The organism is Enterobacter cloacae complex sp. ECNIH7 (assembly GCF_002208095.1).
GTDB classification, from domain to species: Bacteria; Pseudomonadota; Gammaproteobacteria; order Enterobacterales; family Enterobacteriaceae; genus Enterobacter; species Enterobacter cloacae_M.
In genome coordinates this window covers 3,151,275-3,175,512 of sequence record NZ_CP017990.1, presented here as the reverse complement: position 1 = coordinate 3,175,512, position 24,238 = coordinate 3,151,275, and the positions used below count along the sequence as shown (strand labels likewise).

The 24,238-nt window shown below is 56.9% G+C and carries 18 protein-coding genes, 2 tRNA genes and 1 pseudogene; 10 read left to right on the top strand and 11 right to left on the bottom strand.

Features of this window, described 5'->3' with window-relative positions; genetic code table 11:
• Positions 1 to 35 precede the first annotated feature (35 nt).
• From WM95_RS15665 to shiA, 3 genes are all read right to left on the bottom strand, one after another.
• Positions 36 to 1,802, bottom strand: a complete 1,767-nt coding sequence (locus WM95_RS15665; protein WP_063409322.1) for an aminopeptidase P family protein — start codon at positions 1,800 to 1,802, stop codon at positions 36 to 38.
• An 18-nt stretch (positions 1,803 to 1,820) separates the two neighbouring features.
• On the bottom strand, positions 1,821 to 3,275 hold the full coding sequence (locus WM95_RS15660; RefSeq protein WP_023312354.1) for an AMP nucleosidase: 1,455 nt from the start codon (positions 3,273 to 3,275) through the stop codon (positions 1,821 to 1,823).
• Between the two features lie 73 nt (positions 3,276 to 3,348).
• Positions 3,349 to 4,665, bottom strand: coding sequence for a shikimate transporter (gene shiA / locus WM95_RS15655; protein WP_047741632.1), 1,317 nt, complete (start codon positions 4,663 to 4,665; stop codon positions 3,349 to 3,351).
• 255 nt (positions 4,666 to 4,920) lie between these two features.
• Between shiA and pagP the strand changes: the two genes are divergently transcribed.
• On the top strand, positions 4,921 to 5,496 hold the full coding sequence (pagP, locus tag WM95_RS15650; RefSeq protein ID WP_063409323.1) for a lipid IV(A) palmitoyltransferase PagP: 576 nt from the start codon (positions 4,921 to 4,923) through the stop codon (positions 5,494 to 5,496).
• Here the strand turns inward: pagP and WM95_RS15645 are convergent.
• The 3 genes from WM95_RS15645 to WM95_RS15635 are packed head-to-tail and all read right to left on the bottom strand — an operon-like array spanning position 5,493 to position 10,602.
• On the bottom strand, positions 5,493 to 6,458 hold the full coding sequence (locus tag WM95_RS15645; RefSeq protein ID WP_059445024.1) for an acyltransferase: 966 nt from the start codon (positions 6,456 to 6,458) through the stop codon (positions 5,493 to 5,495). The two genes, pagP and WM95_RS15645, sit on opposite strands and share 4 nt — an antisense overlap.
• Positions 6,455 to 9,517 carry an efflux RND transporter permease subunit gene (locus WM95_RS15640; protein WP_063409324.1) on the bottom strand — a complete coding sequence of 1,021 codons (3,063 nt, stop codon included), beginning with the start codon at positions 9,515 to 9,517 and terminating at the stop codon, positions 6,455 to 6,457. The genes WM95_RS15645 and WM95_RS15640 overlap by 4 nt, the downstream gene beginning before the upstream one ends.
• Entirely contained in the window at positions 9,517 to 10,602 is a 1,086-nt protein-coding gene (locus WM95_RS15635; protein ID WP_063409325.1) for an efflux RND transporter periplasmic adaptor subunit, read from the bottom strand. Before WM95_RS15635 ends, WM95_RS15640 begins: the two co-directional genes overlap by 1 nt.
• 395 nt (positions 10,603 to 10,997) lie before the next feature.
• Between WM95_RS15635 and WM95_RS15630 the strand changes: the two genes are divergently transcribed.
• From WM95_RS15630 to ldtA, 3 genes are all read left to right on the top strand, one after another.
• A complete protein-coding gene (locus WM95_RS15630) occupies positions 10,998 to 11,429 on the top strand; it encodes a universal stress protein (protein ID WP_023312348.1) in 432 nt (143 codons plus the stop codon).
• Positions 11,430 to 11,476: 47 nt separating this feature from the next.
• Positions 11,477 to 14,170 (top strand): cation-transporting P-type ATPase, encoded by a 2,694-nt coding sequence (locus tag WM95_RS15625; protein WP_088544851.1) that lies wholly within the window; start codon positions 11,477 to 11,479, stop codon positions 14,168 to 14,170.
• Positions 14,171 to 14,231: 61 nt separating this feature from the next.
• Positions 14,232 to 15,128: a L,D-transpeptidase gene (gene ldtA, locus WM95_RS15620; protein WP_023312346.1), complete on the top strand. Its 897-nt coding sequence runs from the start codon at positions 14,232 to 14,234 to the stop codon at positions 15,126 to 15,128.
• A gap of 156 nt (positions 15,129 to 15,284) precedes the next feature.
• On the opposite strand, the gene WM95_RS15615 is transcribed toward ldtA, so the two are convergent.
• Positions 15,285 to 15,360: transfer RNA gene (locus WM95_RS15615), tRNA-Asn, on the bottom strand.
• 320 nt (positions 15,361 to 15,680) lie between these two features.
• Between WM95_RS15615 and nac the strand changes: the two genes are divergently transcribed.
• A complete protein-coding gene (nac, locus tag WM95_RS15610; RefSeq protein ID WP_008499475.1) occupies positions 15,681 to 16,598 on the top strand; it encodes a nitrogen assimilation transcriptional regulator NAC in 918 nt (305 codons plus the stop codon).
• A gap of 96 nt (positions 16,599 to 16,694) precedes the next feature.
• Positions 16,695 to 17,645, top strand: coding sequence for an HTH-type transcriptional regulator Cbl (gene cbl / locus WM95_RS15605; RefSeq protein ID WP_010432106.1), 951 nt, complete (start codon positions 16,695 to 16,697; stop codon positions 17,643 to 17,645).
• A gap of 43 nt (positions 17,646 to 17,688) precedes the next feature.
• Here cbl and WM95_RS15600 read toward each other — a convergent pair whose 3' ends face one another.
• Positions 17,689 to 18,297: a glutathione S-transferase family protein gene (locus tag WM95_RS15600; RefSeq protein WP_081247954.1), complete on the bottom strand. Its 609-nt coding sequence runs from the start codon at positions 18,295 to 18,297 to the stop codon at positions 17,689 to 17,691.
• Between the two features lie 170 nt (positions 18,298 to 18,467).
• On the opposite strand from WM95_RS15600, the gene WM95_RS15595 reads away from it, so the two are divergent.
• The 3 genes and pseudogenes from WM95_RS15595 (at position 18,468) to WM95_RS15585 (ending at position 20,189) form a co-directional block, all read left to right on the top strand.
• Positions 18,468 to 19,361 (top strand): LysR substrate-binding domain-containing protein, encoded by an 894-nt coding sequence (locus WM95_RS15595; RefSeq protein ID WP_063409397.1) that lies wholly within the window; start codon positions 18,468 to 18,470, stop codon positions 19,359 to 19,361.
• A 177-nt stretch (positions 19,362 to 19,538) separates the two neighbouring features.
• Positions 19,539 to 19,882: pseudogene (locus WM95_RS15590) on the top strand (type II toxin-antitoxin system RelE/ParE family toxin).
• A 4-nt stretch (positions 19,883 to 19,886) separates the two neighbouring features.
• Positions 19,887 to 20,189: an XRE family transcriptional regulator gene (locus tag WM95_RS15585; protein WP_029741460.1), complete on the top strand. Its 303-nt coding sequence runs from the start codon at positions 19,887 to 19,889 to the stop codon at positions 20,187 to 20,189.
• 75 nt (positions 20,190 to 20,264) lie between these two features.
• Here the strand turns inward: WM95_RS15585 and WM95_RS15580 are convergent, their stop codons facing one another.
• Positions 20,265 to 21,185 (bottom strand): LysR family transcriptional regulator, encoded by a 921-nt coding sequence (locus WM95_RS15580; protein WP_063409396.1) that lies wholly within the window; start codon positions 21,183 to 21,185, stop codon positions 20,265 to 20,267.
• A gap of 141 nt (positions 21,186 to 21,326) precedes the next feature.
• Here WM95_RS15580 and WM95_RS15575 point away from each other — a divergent pair, with 141 nt between their 5' ends.
• A complete protein-coding gene (locus WM95_RS15575) occupies positions 21,327 to 21,716 on the top strand; it encodes a RidA family protein (RefSeq protein ID WP_059445031.1) in 390 nt (129 codons plus the stop codon).
• An 83-nt stretch (positions 21,717 to 21,799) separates the two neighbouring features.
• On the opposite strand, the gene WM95_RS15570 is transcribed toward WM95_RS15575, so the two are convergent.
• Both WM95_RS15570 and WM95_RS15565 read right to left on the bottom strand, forming a co-directional pair.
• A tRNA-Asn gene (locus tag WM95_RS15570) sits at positions 21,800 to 21,875 on the bottom strand.
• A 164-nt stretch (positions 21,876 to 22,039) separates the two neighbouring features.
• Positions 22,040 to 24,229, bottom strand: coding sequence for a TonB-dependent siderophore receptor (locus tag WM95_RS15565; RefSeq protein WP_045356712.1), 2,190 nt, complete (start codon positions 24,227 to 24,229; stop codon positions 22,040 to 22,042).
• Positions 24,230 to 24,238 lie beyond the last annotated feature (9 nt).

Sequence of the window (24,238 nt, the reverse complement as noted above, 5' to 3'; positions counted from 1 at the left end):
AGAGGGTTGGGGTGAGGGCACCAGACCGCACGAAATTACACACCAATCGGCGCCGTCGCTTCCTCCAGCCACGGACGCGCATCGCTATTCACCAGAGGTGAAAGCACCTCGCGTACCTGCCGGTGATACGCATCCAGCCACTGCTTTTCCTGCTCGCTCAGCAGATGCAGCTCAACCTGACTTAAGTCGATCGGGATCAGCGTCAGCGAGGCAAATTTGCAGAACCCCGGACGGCTCTCCACAATCTCAACCTGGTTTTCAATACGAATACCGTGGCTGTCGCCCAGATAGTAGCCCGGCTCGATAGTCATGATATTGCCCGCCACCAGCGGCCATGGATTGAACTTTTTGGCGATGCGATGCGGGTTCTCGTGGATCAGCAGCTGGTGCCCCACGCCGTGTCCCGTACCGTGATCGTAATCCAGCCCCATCTCCCACAGCGGGCGACGCGCAAACGCATCCAGCTGATGCCCCTGAGTCCCGGAAGGGAACTGCAGGGTAATGAGCGACAGAAAGCCTCTCAGCACGGCAGTGTAGTGCAGGCGCTGCTGCGGATCGACTTTCCCCCACGCCAGCGTACGCGTGGCGTCGGTGGTGCCGTTAACATACTGGCCGCCGGAATCGTTCAGGTAAAAATGGTCATGGCCGATGGGCTTATTGCTGGCCTCGCTCGAGTGATAGTGGCACATCGCCGCATTGCTCGAAGAGGCGGAGATGGTTGCAAAACTCTGCTCGATGAACCCGGGCTGCTGTTGACGAAACGCAAGCTGCTGCGCCTGCGCGTCCAGCTCGGTGAGCGGTTTTCCTGCCGCCTCGCGCCGCGGCACTTCACGGCTCAGCCAGGCGAGGAAGTTGACCCACGCGGCCCCGTCCTGGTGATGGCACTCGCGATAGCCTGCCAGCTCGACCGGATTTTTAGTCGCTTTCATCAGGGTGATGGGGTCAGTCCGCCAGACAATTTCTCCCCGTGGCTCAACGGCGAAGCGCAGGGCCACCGGCGCGGAATCGGCATCAATCATCACCCGTTTGCCTTCAGCAATCTGCTGGCAGCGTTCAATAAAGGTATCCTGCGGGGCAACGGTGAACGCACTGCGCACACCGTCAGGCAGGGCGCTGAGCTTATTGTCGTTAACAAACCACTCAACGCTACCATCACGGCTGAGCAGGGCGAAGGAAAGAGGAACCGGGCTAAAGGGGATATCTGATCCACGCACGTTTAGCAGCCAGGCGATGTTATCCGGCAGCGTCACGGCGAGGAAATCAGCATTGTGTTCTGCCAGCACGGCGGCGACGCGCTGGCGTTTGTCCGCGCTGCGTTCACCGCTGTGTTCAACCGGCATTTCACGGATAAGCCCCGCCGGTGCGGCAGGGCGATCGGTCCATAGCGTGTCAAACGGCGAGGCCTTCAGAGGCACCAGCTCGCACGGCGTGGCTGACAGCTGCTCAAACTCTGAATTGATCATCAGCAGCGCGTCAAAACCGATGCGGGTTCCTGCCTCAACGTTTTCTGCCAGCCATTCTGCCAGCGGCTCGTTGTGAAGGTGGTGGATCTCAACCTCATCCGTATTGACCTGAACGCGTGCCTGAACCTGATAGCGCCCGTCGACGAACAGCAGCGCTTTGTTTTTCAGCACCAGCGCCACGCCGGCCGAGCCGTCAAAGCCCGTCAGCCAGGCCAGCTTTTCGTCGTAAGGCGCGCAGTATTCGCTCTGCCAGGCATCCGCCCGCGGGACGATCATCCCGTCGAGATGGCTGGCCTCAAGCCAGTGGCGCAGGGCAGAGAGCGGTGATGTGCTGGACATTGTTTTTCCTTATCGTTATTAGCGGAACGGCGGCTCGTTGAAGGTGCGCAGCTTGCGCGAATGCAGCTTGTCGCCCTCCGCGCGAAGTAAATCAATCGCACGAATACCAATCTGCAGATGCTCTGAGATAGCCCCTTCATAGAAACGGTTGGCCTGGCCCGGAAGCTTAATTTCGCCGTGCAGCGGCTTATCGGAGACGCACAGCAGCGTGCCGTAAGGAACGCGGAAGCGATATCCCTGGGCGGCAATGGTGGCGCTCTCCATATCGATCGCTACCGCGCGGCTCAGGTTGAACCGCAGCGCGGAGGCGGAGTAGCGCAGCTCCCAGTTGCGGTCATCCGTTGTGACGACCGTGCCGGTGCGCAGGCGCTGTTTAACCTCTTCGCCCGGCATGCCGCTGACCTCTTTGGTAGCGTCATACAGCGCGCGCTGTACTTCGGCGATGCTCGGGATTGGGATATCCGGCGGCAGGACCGCATCAAGCACGTGGTCATCGCGCAGATAGGCGTGGGCCAGCACGTAGTCGCCAATCAGCTGGCTTTCGCGCAGGCCGCCGCAGTGGCCAATCATCAGCCATACGTCCGGGCGCAGTACCGCCAGATGGTCGCAGATGGTCTTGGCATTTGACGGGCCAACGCCGATGTTAATCAGCGTGATGCCCTGACCGTCGGCGGTGATCAGGTGCCAGGCGGGCATCTGGTGTTTTTTCCACGCCAGGTCGGAGATCGCCTGCTCGGGGGCTTCGGTTTCAGCGGTGATCCAGATCCCACCCGCGCAGGACAGCGCGATATACGGGCTTTCCGGGTCGAGGATCTGGCTGCAGCCCCAGCGGACAAACTCGTCGACGTAACGGGTGTAGTTGGTAAAGAGCACGAACGGCTGGAAATGTTCGACTGGCGTACCGGTGTAGTGGCGCAGGCGCGCCAGGGAGAAATCGACCCGGCGGGCATCAAAATGCGACAGGGGAGAAAATTCTGCCGGATGATAAATCCCGTCGGCCGTCTCATCGCCAATCTGGGAAAGCTCGGTGGTCGGGAAGTGGCGGGTCAGCCCCGCGCTCATGGAGCGGTCAAGGGTTAACGCCGAACCGTCAATCACGTAGGGATAGGGGATCTCATGCTGGGAGGGCTCAACGGCAATGTGCGCGCCGTAATCCTGGTACAGCAGCGTGAGTTGTTCTTCAAGATACGGGCGGAACAGCGCAGGGCGGGTGACGGTGGTGCTGTAGCAGCCGGAGTGGGTAAAACGGGCGTAGGCGCGGGTTTTGGGATTACTGCTGGCGCTGCCGTCCCAGGTCACAGAGAGCGATGGATAAACAAAAAGGCCCTCGGTTCTGGCCTTTTGGTCGGGAAGTTTCCCTGTTTCGATATATTCGCTGATGGCGCCGCGCAGCGCGTTGACGGACTGTTCATACAGCGCGTCGAGTTTTTCCAGCGCCTGAGCCGGGGTCAGGCTGGAGCCCTTATTATTCATCTCTGTCTCCTTGTTCCACAGGTGTGCGACTCTACCCGATAGTATGTCACACGCCCGTGAAACAAAAGGGAGATCAGCCGTGGCTCGTCTCTTTCATCAGCAGCGCCGTTGCCGCCGACAGCAGGCAGCCGGCGAGCAGATAAATCGCCACGCTGTGCCAGTTGCCGCCGGAGAAGGTCACCAGCGCGGCGGCAATAAACGGCGTAAATCCGCCACCGACCACGCTTGCGACCTGGTAGCCCACGCCCGCGCCGCTGTAGCGGTAGCTTGCGCCAAACAGCTCGGTGAACATCGGCTGCTGCACGCACACCACCATGTCGTGAGCGATGTTGGCGAGCATGATGGCGAAGAAGACAATCCAGAAGATCGACTGCGCCTCCAGCGCCATAAAGAATGGCCAGGCGCTGAGGGTGCCAATCAGCGCCCCGGTGATGTAAACGCGACGGCGGCCAAACCTGTCCGCCAGCCACGCGAAGCAGGGGATTGTCAGGCAGCTGATCCCGCCGACCAGCAGGCCAATATTCAGGAACAGCTCGCGCGGCAGACCGAGATTCTGCGTCGAGTAGTTCAGGGCAAACGCGGTGACGATATACATCGTCAGCAGCTCGCACAGGCGCAGGGCGATAATTTTCAGAAAAGCGCCAGGGTGCTGAACCAGCGCTTCCATCACAGGCAGACGCTTTTTGGCGAGCGGTTTTTCCCGCTGCTGCTGTTCGAATTCCGCGGACTCTTCCATCCCGTTGCGGATCCACAGCGCGGCGATGACCAGCACGATGCTGAAGATGAACGGAATGCGCCAGCCCCAGCTCAGGAACTGCTCGTCGGTAGTAAGCTGGCTGATTAGCGATACCAGCCCGGTGGAAAGCAGAAGGCCTACGCCGTACCCGACCTGTACGCCGCTGCTGTAAAACGCTTTTCTGTGCTTCGGCGCGCTCTCAACGGACAGCAGCGCCGCGCCGCCCCATTCGCCGCCTACGGCGAAGCCCTGGATGGCGCGCAGGGTGACCAGCAGTACCGGTGCCCACCAGCCGATAGAGGCAAACGAGGGGAGAATACCGATAAGCGCGGTGGCGATCCCCATCATCCAGACGGTGAGCATCAGCATGCGCTTGCGGCCCAGGCGGTCGCCGAAGTGGCCGAAGATCACCCCGCCCAGCGGGCGAAACAGAAAGCCGACGCCGAAGGTGGCAAACGCGGCAAGTGTACCCATCGCGGGGCTGACCTGAGGAAAAAACTCGCGGTTAAACACCAGGGCGGCAGTGATGCCGTAAAGCAGAAAATCATACCAGTCGACGACGGCACCCGCGAAGCTGCCTAAGGCTGCGCGGCGGGCACGATTGAGCGAAGGTGTCTCCTCGTTGGGACGATCGGAGATGAGGGTGGAGTCCATAGTTGTCCTGTCCGTACTGATTTTTAATTATTGGTATAAGAAAAGGTCACTCACAAAGCAGCCGTCATATAAACGGAACCTATGAGACTACCGCGACAAAACGCCTGAGAAAACGTTTTTATCTTTCCGGAAGGCGCTGAATAAATAAATTTCATCTACACCTGCGCCGTATAATTATGTCTTCCCGGCTCCGTTAAGTGCTGAATGGTTTACAGTAATAGTGACCGCCGCGTGAGTTAAGCTGAGGGAATAATGATGCAACGCACCTTTTCGGCATTCTGGATGATTCTGTTTTTATTCGTCGCACCGCTTCATGCGGAGCCCAACGTCTATGGTGAACAGCGTATCAGCGGCTGGTGGAATGCGCTGACGGATGATATTTCACAAACCTGGGAAGAGCCCCAACGTTACGACCTGTACCTGCCGTTTCTGAGCTGGCACGCTCGCTTTATGTACGACAAGGAAAAAACGGACAATTACAATGAAATGCCGTGGGGCGGTGGTCTGGGCGTTTCCCGCTATAACGAAGAGGGCAACTGGAGCGCGCTTTTCGCGATGATGTTCAAGGACTCGCACAACGAATGGCAGCCCGCGATGGGCTATGGCTGGGAGAAGGGCTGGTATCTGGATAATGCCAAAGATTTCCGCCTCGGGCTCGGTGCCGCAGCGGGCATCACGGCGCGAGATGATTTTGCAAACTATGTCCCGCTACCGTTCATCTTCCCGCTGTTTTCGGCCGGGTATAAGTGCGTTACCGTCCAGTTCACCTACATTCCCGGGACGTATAACAACGGCAACGTGCTCTTTGCCTGGCTGCGCTTAGGCTTTTAAAGGGTGATCACCTTTTTTGCCACGGCGTTAGACAATATCAGCATGGAGAAGAGAACAGAGGTAATGAAAGTGAGCACAATCAGCGCCAGCTTCATACCGAGAGAGGTCACCGGTATCAGCGCCGTCAGGAGATGAAACACCGAGTAGTGCACAATGTACACGCCTGTCATCGTTTTGCTGATAGCGGCCAGAATGGACTCTTTAAATTCAGCATTGCGGCGAAAGCGCACGCCGTTTGCCGCAATCACCAGCGCGATGATCAAAATGTAAATTTGAGAGCCGGTGAGAATAAAGGCGTTTCTGTCCGCCTTGAACAGCGCGAAGAAGAAGTGGCGCTCGTAAAACCAGGTGAAGAGGTAGATAAACGGGATGGCGACAACCGCCGCCCTGACCACATTTTTGCGGCTAATCCACTCGGCGACTTTCGGGTCGCAGAAGAGTTGCCCCGTCAGATAAAACAGCAGCCACGTCCACAGCCGATACTGTGGTGAAAGAGAAAGGGCGTGCGCCTCAGGATAGAGCGCCGATAGCAGATCGTATCCGTAGGAAAAGAGCAGCAGGGCGGCAATCGCGCCGCAGAACAGCGCTCGCCGCTGGCTGAGCCACTCCACCGCCGGGTGGAAGGTGTAAATCACCACAAACGCAAACACGAACCAGGGCTGGATTAAATAGCCGCGCTGATAGGGCTCCCACAGGTAGTAGATCGTTATCCAGAACAGAAAAACAATCACCAGGCTTTTAATTTTACCCAGCTGCCAGCGGGTGCCGTGCCGGGATTGTCCGTCGAGATAGCCCGCAACCACAAAAAACAGCGGCGTGGCAATCGTCGAGATAAAGGTTAAAAACCCCAGGATCCAGTGATAGTCATAATCATAATGATCCCAGGTATTATAGATGGTGAAGAAGGTGACCGCCGTCATACAGCCCAGCGTTTTGATAATGTTCAGCCCTGTCGCATTCATTGTTGTTTGGCTTCGTCCTTACGATGGAAACACGCATAAATCACGGGGAGTACCAGCAGCGTCAGGATTGTAGCAAATCCCAGTCCAAACATAATGACAACGGCCATGCTCTGGAAGAAAACGTCCAGCAGCAGCGGAGCCAGGCCCAGTACGGTCGTGAACGCGGTGAGCAGGATAGGGCGCAGGCGCGAGGTGGCGGCGTACACGATCGCCTCGTGCTGGTCCTTTTGCGTTTTCTGCTGTTCGATCTCTTCCACCAGCACGATGCCGTTACGGATGAGCATGCCGCTCAGGCTCAGCAGGCCAATCAGCGCCATAAAGCCGAACGGGATACCGGTAATCAAGAATCCAGGCGTGACGCCAATCAACGCCAGCGGCACGGTCAGCCAGATGGCGACGGCATTTTTTACCGAGCTGAACATCAGTACGGTGATAACAAACATCACCAGATACCCGAGAGGTAGCGTAGTGAATAGCCCCTGCTGCGCTTCGCTGGAGTTTTCCGCGTCGCCCCCCCACTCGATGCTGTAGCCGTGTGGCAGGCTAAGGGCATCAATCTGCGGCTTCACGCGGGCGAGAATGTCCCCGGAGGTATGCTGGCTCAGCGGGTCCGGGTCCGTCTGCACCGTCAGCACCCGCGAGCGGTCGCGGCGAAGGATGAGCGGATCTTCCCACTCCAGCGAGAAGCGGCTGACGACGTTACTCAGCGGGATATACTGCTGCCGCGTCTGGCTCCACACCAGCACGTTGTTCAGGTGATTGGCGTCCAGCCGTTCGCTCTCAGGCGGGCGCACCACGACCGGGAGCAGGTCACTGCCTTCCCGGTACAGCCCCGCCCGGCTGCCGGAGAAGTTCATCTCCAGCGCGTTATCAACGTCCTGCTTATCTACGCCAAGCTCGCGGCCCAGGGCGGCAACGTACTGTGGGCGGATCACCTTGCTGCGGTTTTGCCAGTCGTTCCTGACGCTGCCCGTGGCCGGGTCGAGGGTGAGGATGTCGTCCACCTGGCTGGCAATCAGGCGCAGCCTGTCAGGGTCGGGGCCTTTAATGCGCACCTCAATGGCGCTGTCGCCGGAGGGGCCAAACATGACGCGTTTGGTACTGGCGTTGACCTGCGGATAGTTTCGCGCGATGTACTCGTCAACGTGGCGCGTCAGGGCGGAGATGTTGCGCTGGTCGTCCATGCGCACCATGATCTGCGCATAGTTGCTGTACTGGCGCTGTCCGCTGTAGGTCAGAATGAAGCGCATACTTCCCTGACCAATGGTTGAGACGGTGGTCTCCACGCCCGTCTGGCCATTGATCGTCTTTTCAATATCGCTGGTCATTTTCTCAGTCCACTTGATATCGGTACCGTAGGGTAGCCACAGGTCGACAAAGAAAATCGGCGTATTAGACGACGGGAAAAAGTTTTGCCGCACGGCGCCGAAGCCCCAGACAGAGGCTGCCAGCAGCGCAGCCATCACAATGAGCGTCGGTGCCTTATGGTGCAGCAGCGCGTTAAGCAGGCGCTGGTAGGCGCGGTAGAGTCGTTTATCGTAAGGATCTGACTCGTCGGTTTTATCGGGCGCGCTGTTGTTTTTAAACAACCACCACTTAATCAGTACCGGGGTGAGGGTGAGCGCCGAGAACCAGCTCAGCATCAGGGAAATCAGCAGCACCTGGAACAGGGATTTACAGTATTCCCCGGTAGAATCCTGCGACAGGCCGATGGGTGCAAACGCCAGGATGGCTATCACCGTCGCCCCCAGCAGCGGCAGGGCGGAGCGGCGGATGATGTAGTTCACGGCGGTCAGCAGTGGCGAGCCCTGCTGTCGGGCAATCAACACCCCTTCGACAATCACGATGGCGTTATCCACCAGCATGCTGAGGGCGATAATCAGCGCCCCGAGCGAGATGCGCTGTAGCTCAATGCCACACAGATACATAATCAGCAGCGTGCCCAGCACGTTAAGGGCGAGAGAAACCGCGATGATGATCCCGCTGCGTACGCCCATAAAGATCAGCAGCACGCCGATAACAATCGCCAGCGCCATCAGGAAGTTAATAATAAAACCGTTAACGGAGTGGCCCACTTCGGCTGCCTGATCGTAGAACAGATCTATCTGTATGCCTGCCGGTTTTTCCGCCGACATCTGGCTTAGCTTCGCCTCCAGCGCGTGGCCCACGTCTATAACGTTCACGCCGGGAATAAACGAGACGCCCATGGTGACGGCTTTTTTACCGTTGGCATGGTAGATACTGGCCGGCGATTCGTTCAGCCCGCGCGACAGCGTGGCGATATCCCGCAGACGCGTCGCCGCCCCGGTGCCGGAAGGCGTGATGATGATATCCGCCAGTTCATCAAGATTCTCGAACTCACCGGTCGGGTGCAGGCGAATGGATTCCGTGCCGGAGGTGATTTCTCCGGCGCTGGAAACGACGTTAAGTCTGCTGAGCAGGGCGGAAAGCTGGTTCAGCGTAATGCCGCGCGCGGCCATTTTGGTCAGGGAGATATCGATGTTGACCTGTTGGCTAATCGCCCCGCCGATGGCGACCTTCGCGACGCCGGGTATCAGAATTAACTCCCGGCGCAGCTGCTCCGCATATCTCACCAGTTCAGGATTACTGAATTCATCTCCGGAAATGGCGAAGAAGAAGCCGAACACGTCGCCGAAATCGTCATTCACAAAGGGCGTGACGACGCCGGGCGGGAACTGACGCGAGGCATCGCCCACGCGGCGGCGCAGTTCATCCCAAATCTGCGGCAGCTCGTTCGAATGATAGCGTGAAGCGATGTTAACGGTGATTTGCGACAGACCGTTTGAAGAGATGGAGCTCACGTTGTCCAGATAAGGCAGCTGCTGAAGGGCATTCTCCAGCGGAAGCGTCACCTCCTCTTCAACCTGCTGAGCGGATGCGCCGGGGTAGTGGGTGACCACCACTGCGGTTTTGATGGTAAAGGCGGGATCTTCCAGCCTGCCGATATTCAACAGGGCGAAAATACCCCCGATGCCCAGCAGCAGGATCGTTAGCCAGACGCGAACAGGATTATTGATAAATTGACGAGAGATATCCATTACAGTCCCCGTTCACGCGTCCAGACACGTACCGGCTGGTTAGCATGGAGCTCCCCAACGCCCGCGGCCACCACGCGTTCGCCCGCCTTAAGCCCGCTGGTAATCACCACCCCTTCGGTGCTCACTTGCCCCACGCTGACCTTGCGGTCTTCGAGATGGAGCGCGTCACCTTCGCCCGTTACGACCCAGACGTGCGGCTCGTTGCGCGGGCTGTTGTTCGGGTTAAAGACTGCCTCAACCGGTACGACCAGCGCCTGAGCGTCCGCGCCCGCCGGAAGGTTGGTTAAATTGATGGTCACCGTACCGCTTACGCCACCGACGGCGGGAAAATCATCCGGGCGCGGCATGGTCAGTATCACCTGCCAGGTCAGGGTATTACTGTCGCTGCTGCCCGAGTGCTCTTTGTAGACGGCGGTAAATTCCCGGTCCGGCATGGCGTTAATTTTCACCACGGGGCGATACTGCGCGTTGCGGATATCAAAGGCCTTAAACAGGTTTTCAGGGATACTGAACACCACGTCCAGCAGATCGGTACGGGTTAACGTGGCAATGGGCTGACCGGGGGACACCACCTGATGGTTTCGGACATGTACGCTGGCCACCGTCCCGCTAAAGGGGGCGACGAGCGTCATCTGATTCAGCTCTTCTCGGGCAATCTGCAGCGCCGCATTCGCCGAATCACGGTTCGCACGCTGCACGTCCATTTCCGCTTTCGAAATCGCCTGGCGGCCTGCCAGCGTCTGGAAGCGATCGAACTGCCTCTGGGCCAGCGTCGCCGCCGTTTGTCTGTCGTTAACCCGCTGCTGGGCTTCACGGGCGTTCAGTCTGGCCAGCTGTTGCCCCTGTTTGATGGCTGCGCCCTGACGCACATCGAGCGCTTCAATTTGACCTGCGCGCTTGAAGGAAAGGTCTGTGGCATCGCCCGATTCAATGCGGGCGGGAAAAACGCGCTGCCGGGCGTGACCGGGAACCGTCACCTCCGCCACTTTTACCATCCTGGGAAGGGGAGCGGCTTGCTTCGGTTTTGGGTCGCACGCCGTGAGCGTTAACAAAACGAACGGTAAAAGAGAGAGGTAGCGGTTCACTGTATTCCCCTAATAAATAACTGTTTTATTTATTCCATCACCTGGACAGGGGTGACACTATTCTGCCAGAACAGTGACGACCATATAGGTAAATAAACCAATCGCCGTGCTGGCGATAATGGCAAGTGCAATGAACATACCCAGACGGATCAGGCTTAAACCATACATACATTCCTCCATGAGCCGGAAGCGGTGGCTGACTATGAGCATAGTCGGCGAAAAGATAAATGTTAAATAACCATTATCAGTGGGGAAGCGCTAAACCTGATATTCCTGTGCTACGTTTAATATTATCCATCTTTTTTACCGTAGCTGGCATTAAGGGCAACCCCCTGCATTTAATGCGTTTTTTTGCTTCATTCACTCTCGTGTTGGTTATAAAAAGGATGCTCGATATGTATAAAAACATTCTCGTTCCGGTGGATGTCTACGAGACAAGCCTGGCGGATAAGGCGTTGCAGCATGCACAGTTTCTCGCGCAAAGCGCATCGGGTGACATTCATTTGCTGCACGTCATGCCCAAGTTTTCAGCCGAACTGACGCGTGGTTTTATTTCAGATGCGCGCAAAATGGATGAATATATGATTAATAATTCGAAAGAAAAGCTGTCTGACCTGGTCAAAAAAGTAAATCTGCCAGAAGAGCGTGTTCATCTCCACGTCCGTAGCGGGAATGTTCGTGATGAGGTTATTAAGCTGGCGGATGAACTTACCGTCGGCGCGATTATTGTCGGCTCGCGAAATCCAAATATTCAAACCCATTTGTTAGGATCGGAGGCGGCAAGTATTGTTCGTTACGCACATGTTCCTGTTTTCGTTATTCGTTAATTACAGAGAAGCAAGGTGATTTCTGAATAGAACCTGAGGAAGGAACGATGAAAACAGGAAAACCTGAACGTCCGTATTATCAACAAACCGTTGACGAAACCCTGTCTAATATCCACTCCACCCTGGAAGGCCTTAGCGGCACTGAGGCATCAACCCGACTTCAGCAGCACGGTGAGAATGCGTTACCGCAAAAAAAGGGCAAACCCGCCTGGCTGCGCTTCCTGGCGCATTTTAACGACGTATTGATTTACGTGCTGCTGGTGGCCGCGTTGCTTAAGCTCTTTATGGGCCACTGGGTAGACATGTTTGTGATCCTTGGGGTTGCCATCATTAACGCGCTGATTGGCCATATCCAGGAGAGCAATGCTGAAAAATCGTTGCAGAGCATTCGCAATATGCTCTCCAGCGAAGCCGTAGTGGTACGACAGGGGAATCATGAAACGATCCCCACCACGGCGCTGGTACCGGGAGATATCGTGGTGATCCGCGCCGGAGATCGTATCCCTGCGGACCTGCGCGTGATTGAAGCGCATAACCTTCGCGTGGAGGAGGCCATCCTGACCGGCGAATCCACCGTTGTTGAGAAAAACAGCGATGCGTTAAGCGGGGAACTGCCCTTAGGTGACCGGTATAATCTGCTCTACTCGGGCACCACCGTCAGCTCCGGCGGCGGTAAAGGCGTGGTGGTGGCAACCGGGGGTGAGACCGAGCTGGGCCACATCAATCAGATGATGTCCGACATTGAAAAGCACCGCACGCCGCTGATGGTGCAGATGGACAAGCTCGGTAAGACCATCTTCATCACTATCCTGGTGATGATGGTGGCGCTGTTTGTCTTTAGCCTCCTGTTCCGGGATATGCCGGTTTCTGAACTGGTGCTGTCGCTTATCAGCCTCGCCGTTGCCGCCGTACCTGAAGGCCTGCCGGCCATCATTTCCATCATCCTTTCGCTTGGCGTACAGGCCATGGCGCGTCGCAAGGCCATCATTCGCAAGCTGCCTACGGTTGAAACGCTGGGGGCGATGACGGTCATCTGCTCGGATAAAACCGGCACCCTGACGATGAATGAAATGACGGTCAAAGCGGTGATTACCGCTGACACGACCTATCGCGTGGAGGGCGACAGCTACGAACCGGTGGGGAATATTCACCCCGTAGATGACCCAACGCCCGTCAGCGTGACGCAGGGTTCCCTGCTGGAACGCTACCTGCGCACCATTGACCTTTGTAATGACAGCCAGCTGATCAAAGACGAGCAGGGGCTGTGGAAAATCACCGGGGGCCCAACCGAGGGCGCGCTGAAGGTGCTGGCGGCGAAAATCCCGCTCCCACCGCTCGATACCGAAATGCGCAGCAAAATCCCGTTTGATTCACAGTATAAATACATGTCCACGCTGTACCGGCTGGGCGATGAAGAGGTGATTTTAATCACCGGCGCGCCGGACGTCCTGTTCCGCCTCTGCCAGTACCAGCAGACGAATGACGGGCTGCAGCCGTTCGATCAGCCTTACTGGGAAGGGAAGATTGAAGAGTATGCCCGGGAAGGTCTGCGCATGGTGGCCGCGGCCTGGAAACCTGCCCGCGAGGGGCAACGCGAGCTGGATCACCCGGACCTGCATGATGGCGTGATCCTGCTGGGTATTGCTGGAATGATGGATCCGCCGCGTCCGGAGGCCATTACCGCCATTGCCGACTGTCTGCAGGCCGGGATCCGCGTGAAAATGATCACCGGCGACCACCCGCAAACGGCCATGAGCATTGGGCAAATGTTGGGGATTGGTAACGCCGCAAGCGCTATCACCGGACGTGAGCTGGAAGCGATGGACGATCGTCAGCTGAGCGACGCCGCGCAGCAGTACGATATTTTCGCCCGAACCAGCCCGGAGGATAAATTCCGCCTTGTGCAGGCCCTGCAAAGTAAGCAGGAAGTTGTGGGCATGACCGGGGATGGCGTAAATGATGCCCCGGCGCTCAAGCGGGCGGATGTGGGTATCGCCATGGGGATCAAGGGAACCGAAGTAACCAAGGAAGCCGCCGACATGGTGTTAACGGACGACAACTTTGCCACCATTGCCAGCGCGGTGCACGAGGGACGCCGGGTTTACGACAACCTGAAAAAGACCATTCTGTTCGTTATCCCCAGCAACATCGCGCAGGCTCTGCTGATCATCATCGCGCTGCTGGCGGGGAACCTGATCCCGCTGACGCCGGTCCTGATCCTGTGGATGAACATGGCCACGTCAGCAACGCTGTCGTTTGGCCTGGCGTTTGAAGCGGGTGAGAAGGACATCATGAACCGGCCACCGCGCAAGGCTAATCTCCATGTGATGGACGGCTATGCCATCTGGCGCGTGGTGTTTGTCGGTCTGATGATTGCCATTAGCGCCTTCGTGCTGGAAGCCTGGCTACAGCCGCGCGGCTATTCGGCGGAATTTATCCGCACCGTGCTGCTGCAAACCCTGGTGACCGCGCAGTGGTTCTACATGCTTAACTGCCGCGTGAATGACGGCTTCTCGCTGAGCAAAGGCCTGCTGGCGAATAAAGGGATTTGGATCGTGAGCGGCGTACTGCTGGCGCTACAGCTTCTTATCATTTACGCACCGTTCATGCAGATGCTGTTTGGCACCGAAGCGCTGCCGTTCCGCTACTGGGTCATCACCTTCCTGATTGGTTTTGTGATGTTCCTTATTGTCGAGGCGGAGAAAGTGCTGACGCGCAGGTGGCGTAAAACCGAAGCGTAATAGCGTAAACTGAGAAAGCCTGCCTGAGCCCGGGCTTTCTCTTTTTTGAGCGCAGAAAACTATGATTCGACTTACCTGGTTCGTCCTTACGCTGTGTGCCGCTGTACCCGGTGCGTTTGCCGTAACCTATACGCTTCCGCCGGAAGGCAGTCGTCTGGTGGGAACCCCGATTATCATCACCGTTCCTGAAGGTAACACGCTGCCTCTGGAAGCCTTTGCCGCGCAGTACGGGCAGGGGCTGAGCAATCTGCTGGAAGCGAACCCGGGCGTAGATCCTTTTTTGCCTAAATCCGGCACCCGGCTGGTGATCCCTCAGCAGCTGATTTTGCCCGACACCGTCCGCGAGGGCATTATCGTGAATGCTGCGGAAATGCGTCTCTACTATTATCCGCCTGGCGGTAATACCGTTGAAGTTCTGCCCATCGGCATAGGTCAGGCCGGACGCGAAACCCCGCGTAACTGGGTGACGGCCGTTGAGCGTAAGCAGGAGGGGCCAACCTGGTCTCCGACGCCGAACACGCGCCGTGCCTATGCGGCGGAAGGGAAAACGCTGCCGGCATTCGTGCCCGCCGGGCCGGATAACCCGATGGGCCTGTATGCGATTTATATCGGAAGGCTGTATGCCATTCACGGCACCAACTCGAATTTCGGCATCGGACTGCGGGTGAGCCAGGGCTGTATCCGTCTGCGCAATAACGACATCAAGTATCTTTTCGATAACGTTCCCGTAGGCACCCGCGTGCAGCTTATCGACAGGCCGGTTAAAGTCACCACCGAGCCGGACGGCAGCCGCTGGGTGGAAGTTCACGAGCCATTATCACGTAACCGCGCGGAGTTTGAGTCAACCCGGAAAGTGCCGCTGCCTATTTCAGCCGCGCAGCGAACGCAGCTGATAAACGAGGGCGCGGGCGCTGAGCTGGAACGGCGGTCGGGGATGCCGGTGAAGCTTGGCATGTAGAGGCATAGTGCGGGCTGGTTCCCTCACCCCAACCCTCTCCCACGGGAGAGGGGGCACACGCGAGCCCCGGAGGTCGGGTAAGGCGAAGCCGCCACCCGACAATTTTCGAGATGCAGAAAAGCAAAAAGCCTGCTTTAAAAGCAGGCTTTTCAAATTTGGCTCCTCTGACTGGACTCGAACCAGTGACATACGGATTAACAGTCCGCCGTTCTACCGACTGAACTACAGAGGAATCGTGTGAACGGGGCGCATATTATCGACCTGCGTTCGCCTTGTCAAAGGGTGGATCAACGCCTTTTGATCGTTTGCTGACAAAATCGGCAAAGTGATGTTTTTGGCAGCGGAATGCACCGTCATGGTGCGGGTATACCCCTAATGGGGCAGATCATAAACTGCTGTTTCGGTAATAAAACCCCCCTCTGTAATTAGGTTTCCTTATTTTCAGGCGCTTAGCGAGCAATTTAGACCGCCTGGTAAAAGTGGCATTCATATTGCAAAACCTGTTCAACAACGACAGCCGGTTCCGGCACAGCATTTCGAACAGGGGGCAAAATGAACTTAAGACGACTGAAATACTTCGTAAAAATCGTCGATATCGGCAGCCTGACTCAAGCGGCAGAAGTGCTGCATATCGCGCAGCCTGCGCTGAGCCAGCAGGTGGCTACTCTGGAAGGCGAGATGGATCAGCAGCTGTTGATCCGCACCAAACGCGGCGTCACGCCAACGGAAGCAGGCAAGATCCTGTATACCCATGCGCGCACCATCCTTCGCCAGTGTGAACAGGCGCAGCTGGCGGTGAATAACGTGGGCCAGACCCTGAGCGGGCACGTGTCTATCGGCCTGGCGCCGGGAACTGCCGCGTCCTCTATTACCATGCCGCTGCTGCAGGCCGTTCGCGCCGAGCTGCCTGAGGTGCTGGTCTACCTGCACGAAAACAGCGGCTCCGTGCTAAATGACAAACTGCTCAACGGCCAGCTGGATATGGCGGTCCTTTACGATCGCTCCCCGGTCGCCGGCATCACCAGCCAGCCGCTGCTGAAAGAAGATCTCTACCTCGTGGGGACACGAGACTGTCCGGGCCAGAGCGTAGACCTTACCGCCGTGGCAGAGATGAACCTTTATCTGCCGCGCGACTACAGCGCCGTGCGCGTGCGCGTGGACGAAGCGTTCTCCCTGCGCCGCCTGACGGCCAAAATCATCGGTGAAATTGACTCAATCTCCACGCTCACCGCGGCCATTGCCAGCGGAATGGGTGTGACGGTTCTGCCGGAATCCGCAGCCCGCTCGCTGTGCAGCGCGGCGAACGGCTGGATGGCGCGCATCACCACGCCTTCGATGAGCCTGCCGCTGTCGCTGAACATGTCTGCTCGCGGTTCGCTGTCGCCGCAGGCGCAGGCGGTAAAAGAGATTTTGATGTCGCTGGTCAGCAAGCCGTCGCTTGAGAACCGTGAACTCCAGCTCGTGAGCTGATATTCCATAAAAGCATAAGATGCTGGTTTTTATTATTTGTTCTGCAGCGCGGCTGACTCTAACAATAGAGCTATGTCAGATGCGCCGGAGTGAATCGTGAATTTCCAGCAACTTAAAATTATCCGTGAGGCGGCCAGGCGGGACTACAACCTGACCGAGGTCGCCAATATGCTTTATACCTCTCAGTCCGGCGTCAGCCGCCATATCCGCGAGCTGGAAGAGGAGCTGGGCATCGAGATCTTTATCCGTCGCGGCAAGCGGCTGCTCGGCATGACGGAGCCGGGTAAGGCTTTGCTCACCATCGCAGAGCGGATCCTCAACGAGGCCAGCAACGTGCGTCGTCTGGCGGATCTCTTTACCAATGACGCCTCGGGCGTACTCACCATCGCTACCACCCACACCCAGGCGCGCTACAGCCTGCCGCCGGTGATTAAAGCGTTCCGCGAACTTTTCCCCGACGTCCGTCTGGAGCTTATCCAGGGCACGCCGCAGGAAATTGAAGTGCTGCTGCAAAACGGTGGGGCGGATATCGGCATAGCCAGCGAACGCCTGAGCAACGACCCGCTGCTGGTGGCGTTCCCCTGGTTCCGCTGGTACCACAGCTTATTACTCCCGGTCGATCATCCGCTCAATCAGGTCTCTCCCCTGACGCTGGAAGACATTGCGAAATGGCCGCTCATTACCTACCGCCAGGGGATCACCGGACGCTCGCGCATAGACGAGGCCTTCAACCGCAAAGGGTTAACGCCGGACGTGGTGCTGAGCGCGCAGGATTCTGACGTGATCAAAACCTACGTCGAGCTGGGTCTGGGCATTGGCCTGGTGGCGGAACAGTCCAGCGGAGAACGCGAGGACGGGAACCTGGTGCGTCTTGATACGCGTCACCTGTTTGACGCCAACACCGTATGGCTTGGCCTGAAGCGCGGGCAGCTGCAGCGCAACTACGTGTGGCGCTTTATCGAGCTCTGCAACGCCGGGCTGTCGGTGGATGAGATTAAACGCCAGGTGATGGAACCGGAAGAAGTGGCGATTGATTATCAGATTTAGGCGCTGGTTTGCCCGGTAGCGCTGCGCTGACCGGGCTCATCGCTTAGTTGAACGGATATTTTTTAAAGACCGCCTGTGATTCAAATGATTCGGCAGCCGCCTGAATCTCTCTAAAATCCGCTGCGTTAACGACGTGCGGAATCATCGACTGAATAAACGTCCAGACAACCGTGCTCGTGACGGCAACCTGATCGGGATCGGCGGAGGCCGGACGCGTCTTCAGCAAGGCATTCCATTCCCTGCAGGCCGCCAGCAGCTGGGTTGTAATGCGTTCGACCCATAAAGCGTGCTGCTTTTCCACCGGGCGCTGGTGGTGTTCATACACATTTTGCACGGCTTTCTCCGCGGCGGCGAGGATAAAGCCCAGCGTCTGAAGATCGTTTGCCTGCGCATCCGGCGCGACGGGCAGGAGCCTCCGCTCGGGTGCGGCCTGAGCCTCGAAATAATTCAGTATCAGCGACGAATCCATCAAACGTATTCCGTTATCCAGAATCAGCGTGGGCGCTTTTACCGCGGGGTTGATTCGGGAAAACGCTTCGAAAGTGCTAAAGACCGACAGCGGCTGGCTTTCAAACTCAACGCCATAAAGCTCAAGGGAGATCGCCACGCGCCGTACATAAGGTGAATCCATCATGCCAACAAGCTTAATCATCGTTCCCGTTTTCCTGTCTCTGTGAAATAACGCGTCATTGAAGAGGATGAACAGACAGTACAATATAAACTTCCTGGCGAATATCTTCCGTATCTTACCGTAAAGGTTAGTATTACTGACATGTGGGCAAGTTGCCGTTATACATCCAGCGCGGATAAGGGAGAGCTTTCATGTCGGATTTTCCACCCATTGCCAGTTTGCGAAGCTTTGAAGCCGTCGCCCGTCTTGGCAGCGTGACGCTGGCGGCGAAAGAACTCCACGTTACCCATTCCGCAATCAGCCAGCAGATCAAACTGCTGGAGGAGATGGTGGGCGTTAAGCTCTTTATCCGTCAGGGACGCGGGGTGCAGATCAACGAAGAAGGGCGGCTATATGCCTTACAGGTACGCGAGGCGTTGAACCATATTGCGGATGCCACCCGGCTCGTACAGGTGAAGCCGAGAAAGCAGGAGCTGACGCTGGCGATGGTGCCGTCTTTTGGATGCCACTGGCTGTTGCCGCGTCTGGAACGCTTTCGGGCGAAATATCCGCTTATCACCCTTCGGATCCAGGCCAGCCTGACGGTCACCAGCCTGCAGCAGGAGGGGATAGACATCTCGATACGGATGGGGAAAGGAAACTGGGAAGGGAGTGAAAGCCAGTACCTTTTTTCCGATGAACTCATTGTGGTGGCCGCGCCTGGCTATAACGACGGTGTGTTGCCCGCTACGCCGGCTGAGATTGCAAAAAGTCATATTATTTTTTCCATGGAGTCGTGGAAAACGTGGTGCGTGAATGCGGGGCTGGAGAAAGAGATCGTGCCTGGCGGTTTATGCATTAACGACTCCAATATCATTATCGAAGCTGTTCGGCTCGGGAAAGGGATCGCGCTGGAGCGCCGCTCTCTGGTTCAGGATGCCATCACCCGGGGTGAACTGGTCCAGCTAACCTCCATTACCGCGCCGTATCCCTGGCCTTACTGGCTGGTGACAGCGCGGTCAACGGAGACGAAGCCGGAGGTGGCTCTTTTTGTCGCATGGCTGGATGAGGAGGTGGCAGCCTGGCGGCAGTTGACGGGCTGCTGAACTTTTTTCGATGCTGCTCGTAACAAAATGAATATCCAACAAGGGATACACAGAATTACTCCGGCACGCGTTCAGTCTTTCCGTAACCCCACAAGGTTCTGCTTTTCCATCTCTGCATAATCATCGCTATAGCTTTGCATGTATATAGCTTTTGATCTATATTGGATGGGAGGCCTTGTGTGGGCAATTAACACGACGGACAGGTTTGATCGCTGGTTCACTTCGCTTGACGATACCGAACGCGCCAGCGTACTTGCAGCACTGCTTGTTTTGCGAGAGAAGGGGCCGGGTTTATCGAGACCCTACGCTGATACGCTTAAAGGCTCTCGTCACAGCAACATGAAAGTCAGAGTAAGGGCGATCCCTTGCGGGCGTTTTTCGCCTTTGATCCAAACCGCACGGGTATCGTGCTTTGTGCGGGCAATAAGGTCGGCAATGAAAGGCGATTCTACGATGAGATGCTTCTCGTTGCTGACCGGGAATTCACTCACTGGCTGAATACATTAAAAGAGAGGGAATAGCGCGATGGGAAGAACCCTTGAGCAGCTTATAGCGGATGAAAAGCCGGAGGTTGTCGCCAGCGCTCAGGCGATAGCAACGGATATTTTGCTCAACATTCATCTTGCTGAGTTACGCGAGAAAGTACAAAAAACGCAGGTAGAAATGGCGCAGGCGTTGGGTATCAGGCAACCTACCGTTGCGGTAATGGAAAAGCCCGGGCGCGATTTGAAACTCTCTTCTCTCAAGCGCTACGTTGAGGCGGCGGGCGGAAAGCTGCGGCTTGATGTGGAACTGCCGGATGGCTCGCACTATGAGTTCGTGCTGTAGGGCAGAAAAGCAAAAAAACCTGCTTCAAAACCGCCAGCATGACCGTCACTCGCGGTGATGAACGAATAGATGCAGTTACTTATGGGTAGAAGTGGGGACATGCTGCTGCATCAATTCAACGATCCAATCGATAAAAACGCGCAGTTTGGCGTTAACGTGGCGGTTCGGCGGAAAGGCCAGATACAGGGGCATTGGATCAATACGCCAGTCTTCAAATAGCGGAATCAAGGAACCACATGCCTGATGCGCTGCCGCCATATAGACGGGTAGCGCAATCACGCCTAATCCCGCGAGCCCGGCTTCGAGGTAGGCGTTGCCATCATCCACTGCAAGCACATAGCTTCCCGTGATTTCAATACGTACACTCTCACCGTTCAGTACCAGAGGATCAATCTTACCTGTGCGTGAGGACAAGAATCCCACTATGCGATGGTCCGTGTTTTCCAGCTCTCGCGGGTGCGCAGGGGCGCCGAGGCGTTCCACGTAGCTCGGTGCGACGTAAACACCGATTTGCAAATCGCCAACATGGCGTGCGATCAGGGACTGGTCATTGATTCCCCCGCCGCGCACGACGCAATCCACGTTGTCGCCGATCAGATCCACCACCCGGTCACTCACGCCCATGTCGAACTGGATATCAGGGTAGCGCGCGTGAAAAGCCGGTAGCGAGGGCACCAGCACCAGGCGGGCGAGAGGAGTGGGCACATCTACCCGTAGCCGTCCTCCGGGCGTAATTGCCGCACTGGACAGGCTGTTTTCAGCATCTTCCATGTCCGCCAGCAGGCGGATGACGCGCTCGTAGTAGACCGCGCCATCAGGAGTCACACCGAGCCTGCGGGTGGTGCGATGGAGCAGCTTTACGCGCAGGCGAGCTTCGAGCTGCTGAATAAGCTGCGTCACCGTGGTTTTGCTCATATGAAGCGTTTGGGCAGCCCTAGTGAAACTGCCAGCCTCCACCACGCGAGCAAAGGCGCGCATCGCATCGAAACGATCCATCCCAGGTCCTCTCTTTTCGCAGATTGTTTGGATATTACAAACAATGATGAACAAAGTCGCTTGTTTATCCGCCCGATCTGGCACCTGTAAAGTGTCTTTATGTTCACCGGGCAGATTTCGCCCCATTACAGAGGCACAAACATGACAACACGCGAAGCCGTTTTTCCATTTGGACGGCAGGCGCTCTACGAGCGTAATCGCTATTCACCCGCCATCAAATCTAACGGCTTCCTGTTTGTTTCGGGACAGGTAGGTAGCCGGGAGGATGGTTCGCCTGAAGAGGATCTCAACGCGCAGATCCGGCTGGCATTCGATAACCTTAATGCTGTTCTCGCAGCTGCGGGCTGCACGTTCGATGACGTGGTTGACGTTACCCTCTTTGTCGTCGATCCCGAGTCAAACCTCGACGCAATCTGGAGTATCCTGCCAGAATATTGGGGGGAAGCGCCTTACCCTACGTTGACTGGGATCGGCGTGACGTGGCTGTACGGATTCCAGTTTGAGATTAAGGTGATTGCCAGGCTGCCCTAAGCGACAGGAGCTTTTTGCCATACGGCAAATTATCCGAACGCAGAAAAGCAAAAAGCCTGCTTTAAAAGCAGGCTTTTCAAATCTGGCTCCTCTGACTGGACTCGAACCAGTGACATACGGATTAACAGTCCGCCGTTCTACCGACTGAACTACAGAGGAATCGTGTGAACGAGGCGCATAGTAGCGACCTCGGTACGCCTTGTCAAAGGGTGAAAACGCACTTTTCGTTTGTTTGCCGACAATTTCAGCAAATCGCTGATTTTATAGCAAATTCGCGTTGAAATTACACAGCAAAATGCGCCGCCCGCAGGCGGCGCTCAGGATCAGAACAGTACGGAGTAGTTCAGACCAAAGGTACGTCCGCGGCCTTTATAGGTATACAGCCCCGGCGCACCGTAGGTTGGGCTATACAGCCCCGGTGCGCGCTGGCCCCAGGCTGTGGTGTAGTCTTTGTCCAGCAGGTTTTCCACGCTGAAGCTGACCTTACCCACCGGCAGGGCGTAGCTGCCCAGGAAGTCGACCGTGTTATAGCCATCGATCTTCTTGCCGTCGGAGTCTGACACGTCAAAGGTCTGCGTGCTCTGTACGCGCAGGGTCCAGTCGCCCGGCGCCCAGTTGACCCATGCGCTGGCTTTCGACGGGCTGGCGCTGTCGACCGTCAGCTTCTCCCATTTGCCGTTTTCGCGCGTTTCAGACTTGATAGCGTTAAAGTTCGCACCGGTGCTCCAGTCGCTGTCGGTGAAGAAATAGTCCACCTGACCTTCCACCCCGTAGATACGACGCTTGTCGTCTTCCAGGTTGATGGTCATATCCGTCTTGTTGATGGTGATGGTTTTATCCGAGAGCGAGTAATACGCCGCGACCTGCGTGCGCAGGTTATCGCCGGTGTAGCGCCAGCCCAGCTCATAAGCGTTAACCTTGATACCGTCCAGCGTCGAATCGTTCACGTTGACGCTGTTCAGCAGGCGATAGTGACCGTTGCTGAGCTGATAGGTGCCGGAGCCGTAGTACTTCGCCAGGTCCGGAATTTCGAAGCCCTGGGAGAAGTTAAACCACAGCTGCTGCTGTTCGGTCAGGCGACCGAGGATCCCGGCGTTAAACAGGAAGTTATTGTAATCGGTTTTCCCACCCGGCACCGCATCGGCGGAGGTGGCTTTCCCGGTGGCGATGGCCTGCTGCTGGGTGTAACCGACAAAGTCGTCTACCTTGTTCTCGGTGTACTGATAACGCACGCCGCCGCTCAGGGTGATGGCGTCAATGTCGTAGCTGGCCTGCAGGAACGGGGCGAGGTTGGTGATGCTGTAGCCCGGGTAACGGCCCACGTTGTAGGCGTTATCCAGCTCCATGCCGCCGCTCGCCGCAGCCTTGCTCAGGTTAAAGAACTGCTGGTTGGCATCGAAGGTTTCGTGGTCGGCATCCACACCCCAGGTCAGCGTCAAATCGTCCACCGGCTTGCTGTTCAGCGTCAGCTTGCCGCCGTAAAAATCGGTTTTCTGCTGGGACGCGCCGATGCTGCTCACCACGCCTTTGGTCAGGGTCGGGAACGGATAATAGGTCAGGCTCTCGTCGCGATAGTAAATCTGCGCGACCAGATCCTGGCCCCAGAAGTCGGTATTGGAATACTGCAGGTTAATCAGATGGCGCTCGGTACCCGGTACGCGGTCAGAATCGAGATTATCTTTGTTGTACGCGGTCGCATCGCCCGTTACCGCCGAGAAGTTCTTCCCGAGATACAGCCCATGCTTGCCGTCGGACTCGCTCTTGTAGTACTGCGTCGTCAGCTGCAGCTGCTGACGATCGTCAATGTTGATGGTGCCTGTGCCCATCACATCAATACGGTCGGAATACTGGAGGCCGGTCTGGGTGTTATCGATAATCACCTCGTTGCCTTTGCCGTCATACCAGCCGCCGTAGCGCTGATACGACACCGACAGACGACCGGAGGCGTTGTCGTTGCCGCCGCTTACGGCTGCCGACACGTTCTCATCGTGATCGTTGTGGCTATTAAACCCGCTTTTTGCCCCGGTCTGGAACTCAACCTCGGTATCCGGCTGGCCCTTTTTGGTGACGATGTTCACCAGGCCGCCGGTGCTGCCGCCGCCGTAGAGTGACGTGGCGCCGGAGATCACTTCGATACGGTCAATGTTGAACGGATCGATAGAGTCCAGCTGGCGGCTGTCGCTGCGGGACGAGTTCAGGCGAACGCCGTCCACCATCACCATCATGGAGCGGCCGCGCAGGTTCATGCCGTAGTTGGTACGGCCCTGGCTGCTGACGTCCATGCCCGGGATCAGCTGTGCCAGCACTTCTTTAATCTCTTTCCCGCCCTGAACCTGCTGCTCAATTTCAGCTCGCTCGATGACCCAGGTGGTCTGCGCCATCTCGGCCACGCTGCGGTGCGCGCGGCTGGCGGAGACAACGATATTTTCTTCCTTTTGTTCTTCCGCCCACGCAGAGGTAGAAAGCATTGCAAGCAAGCAAGGATTTAAAACCCAAAGATGAGAACGTTTCATTGTTATGTT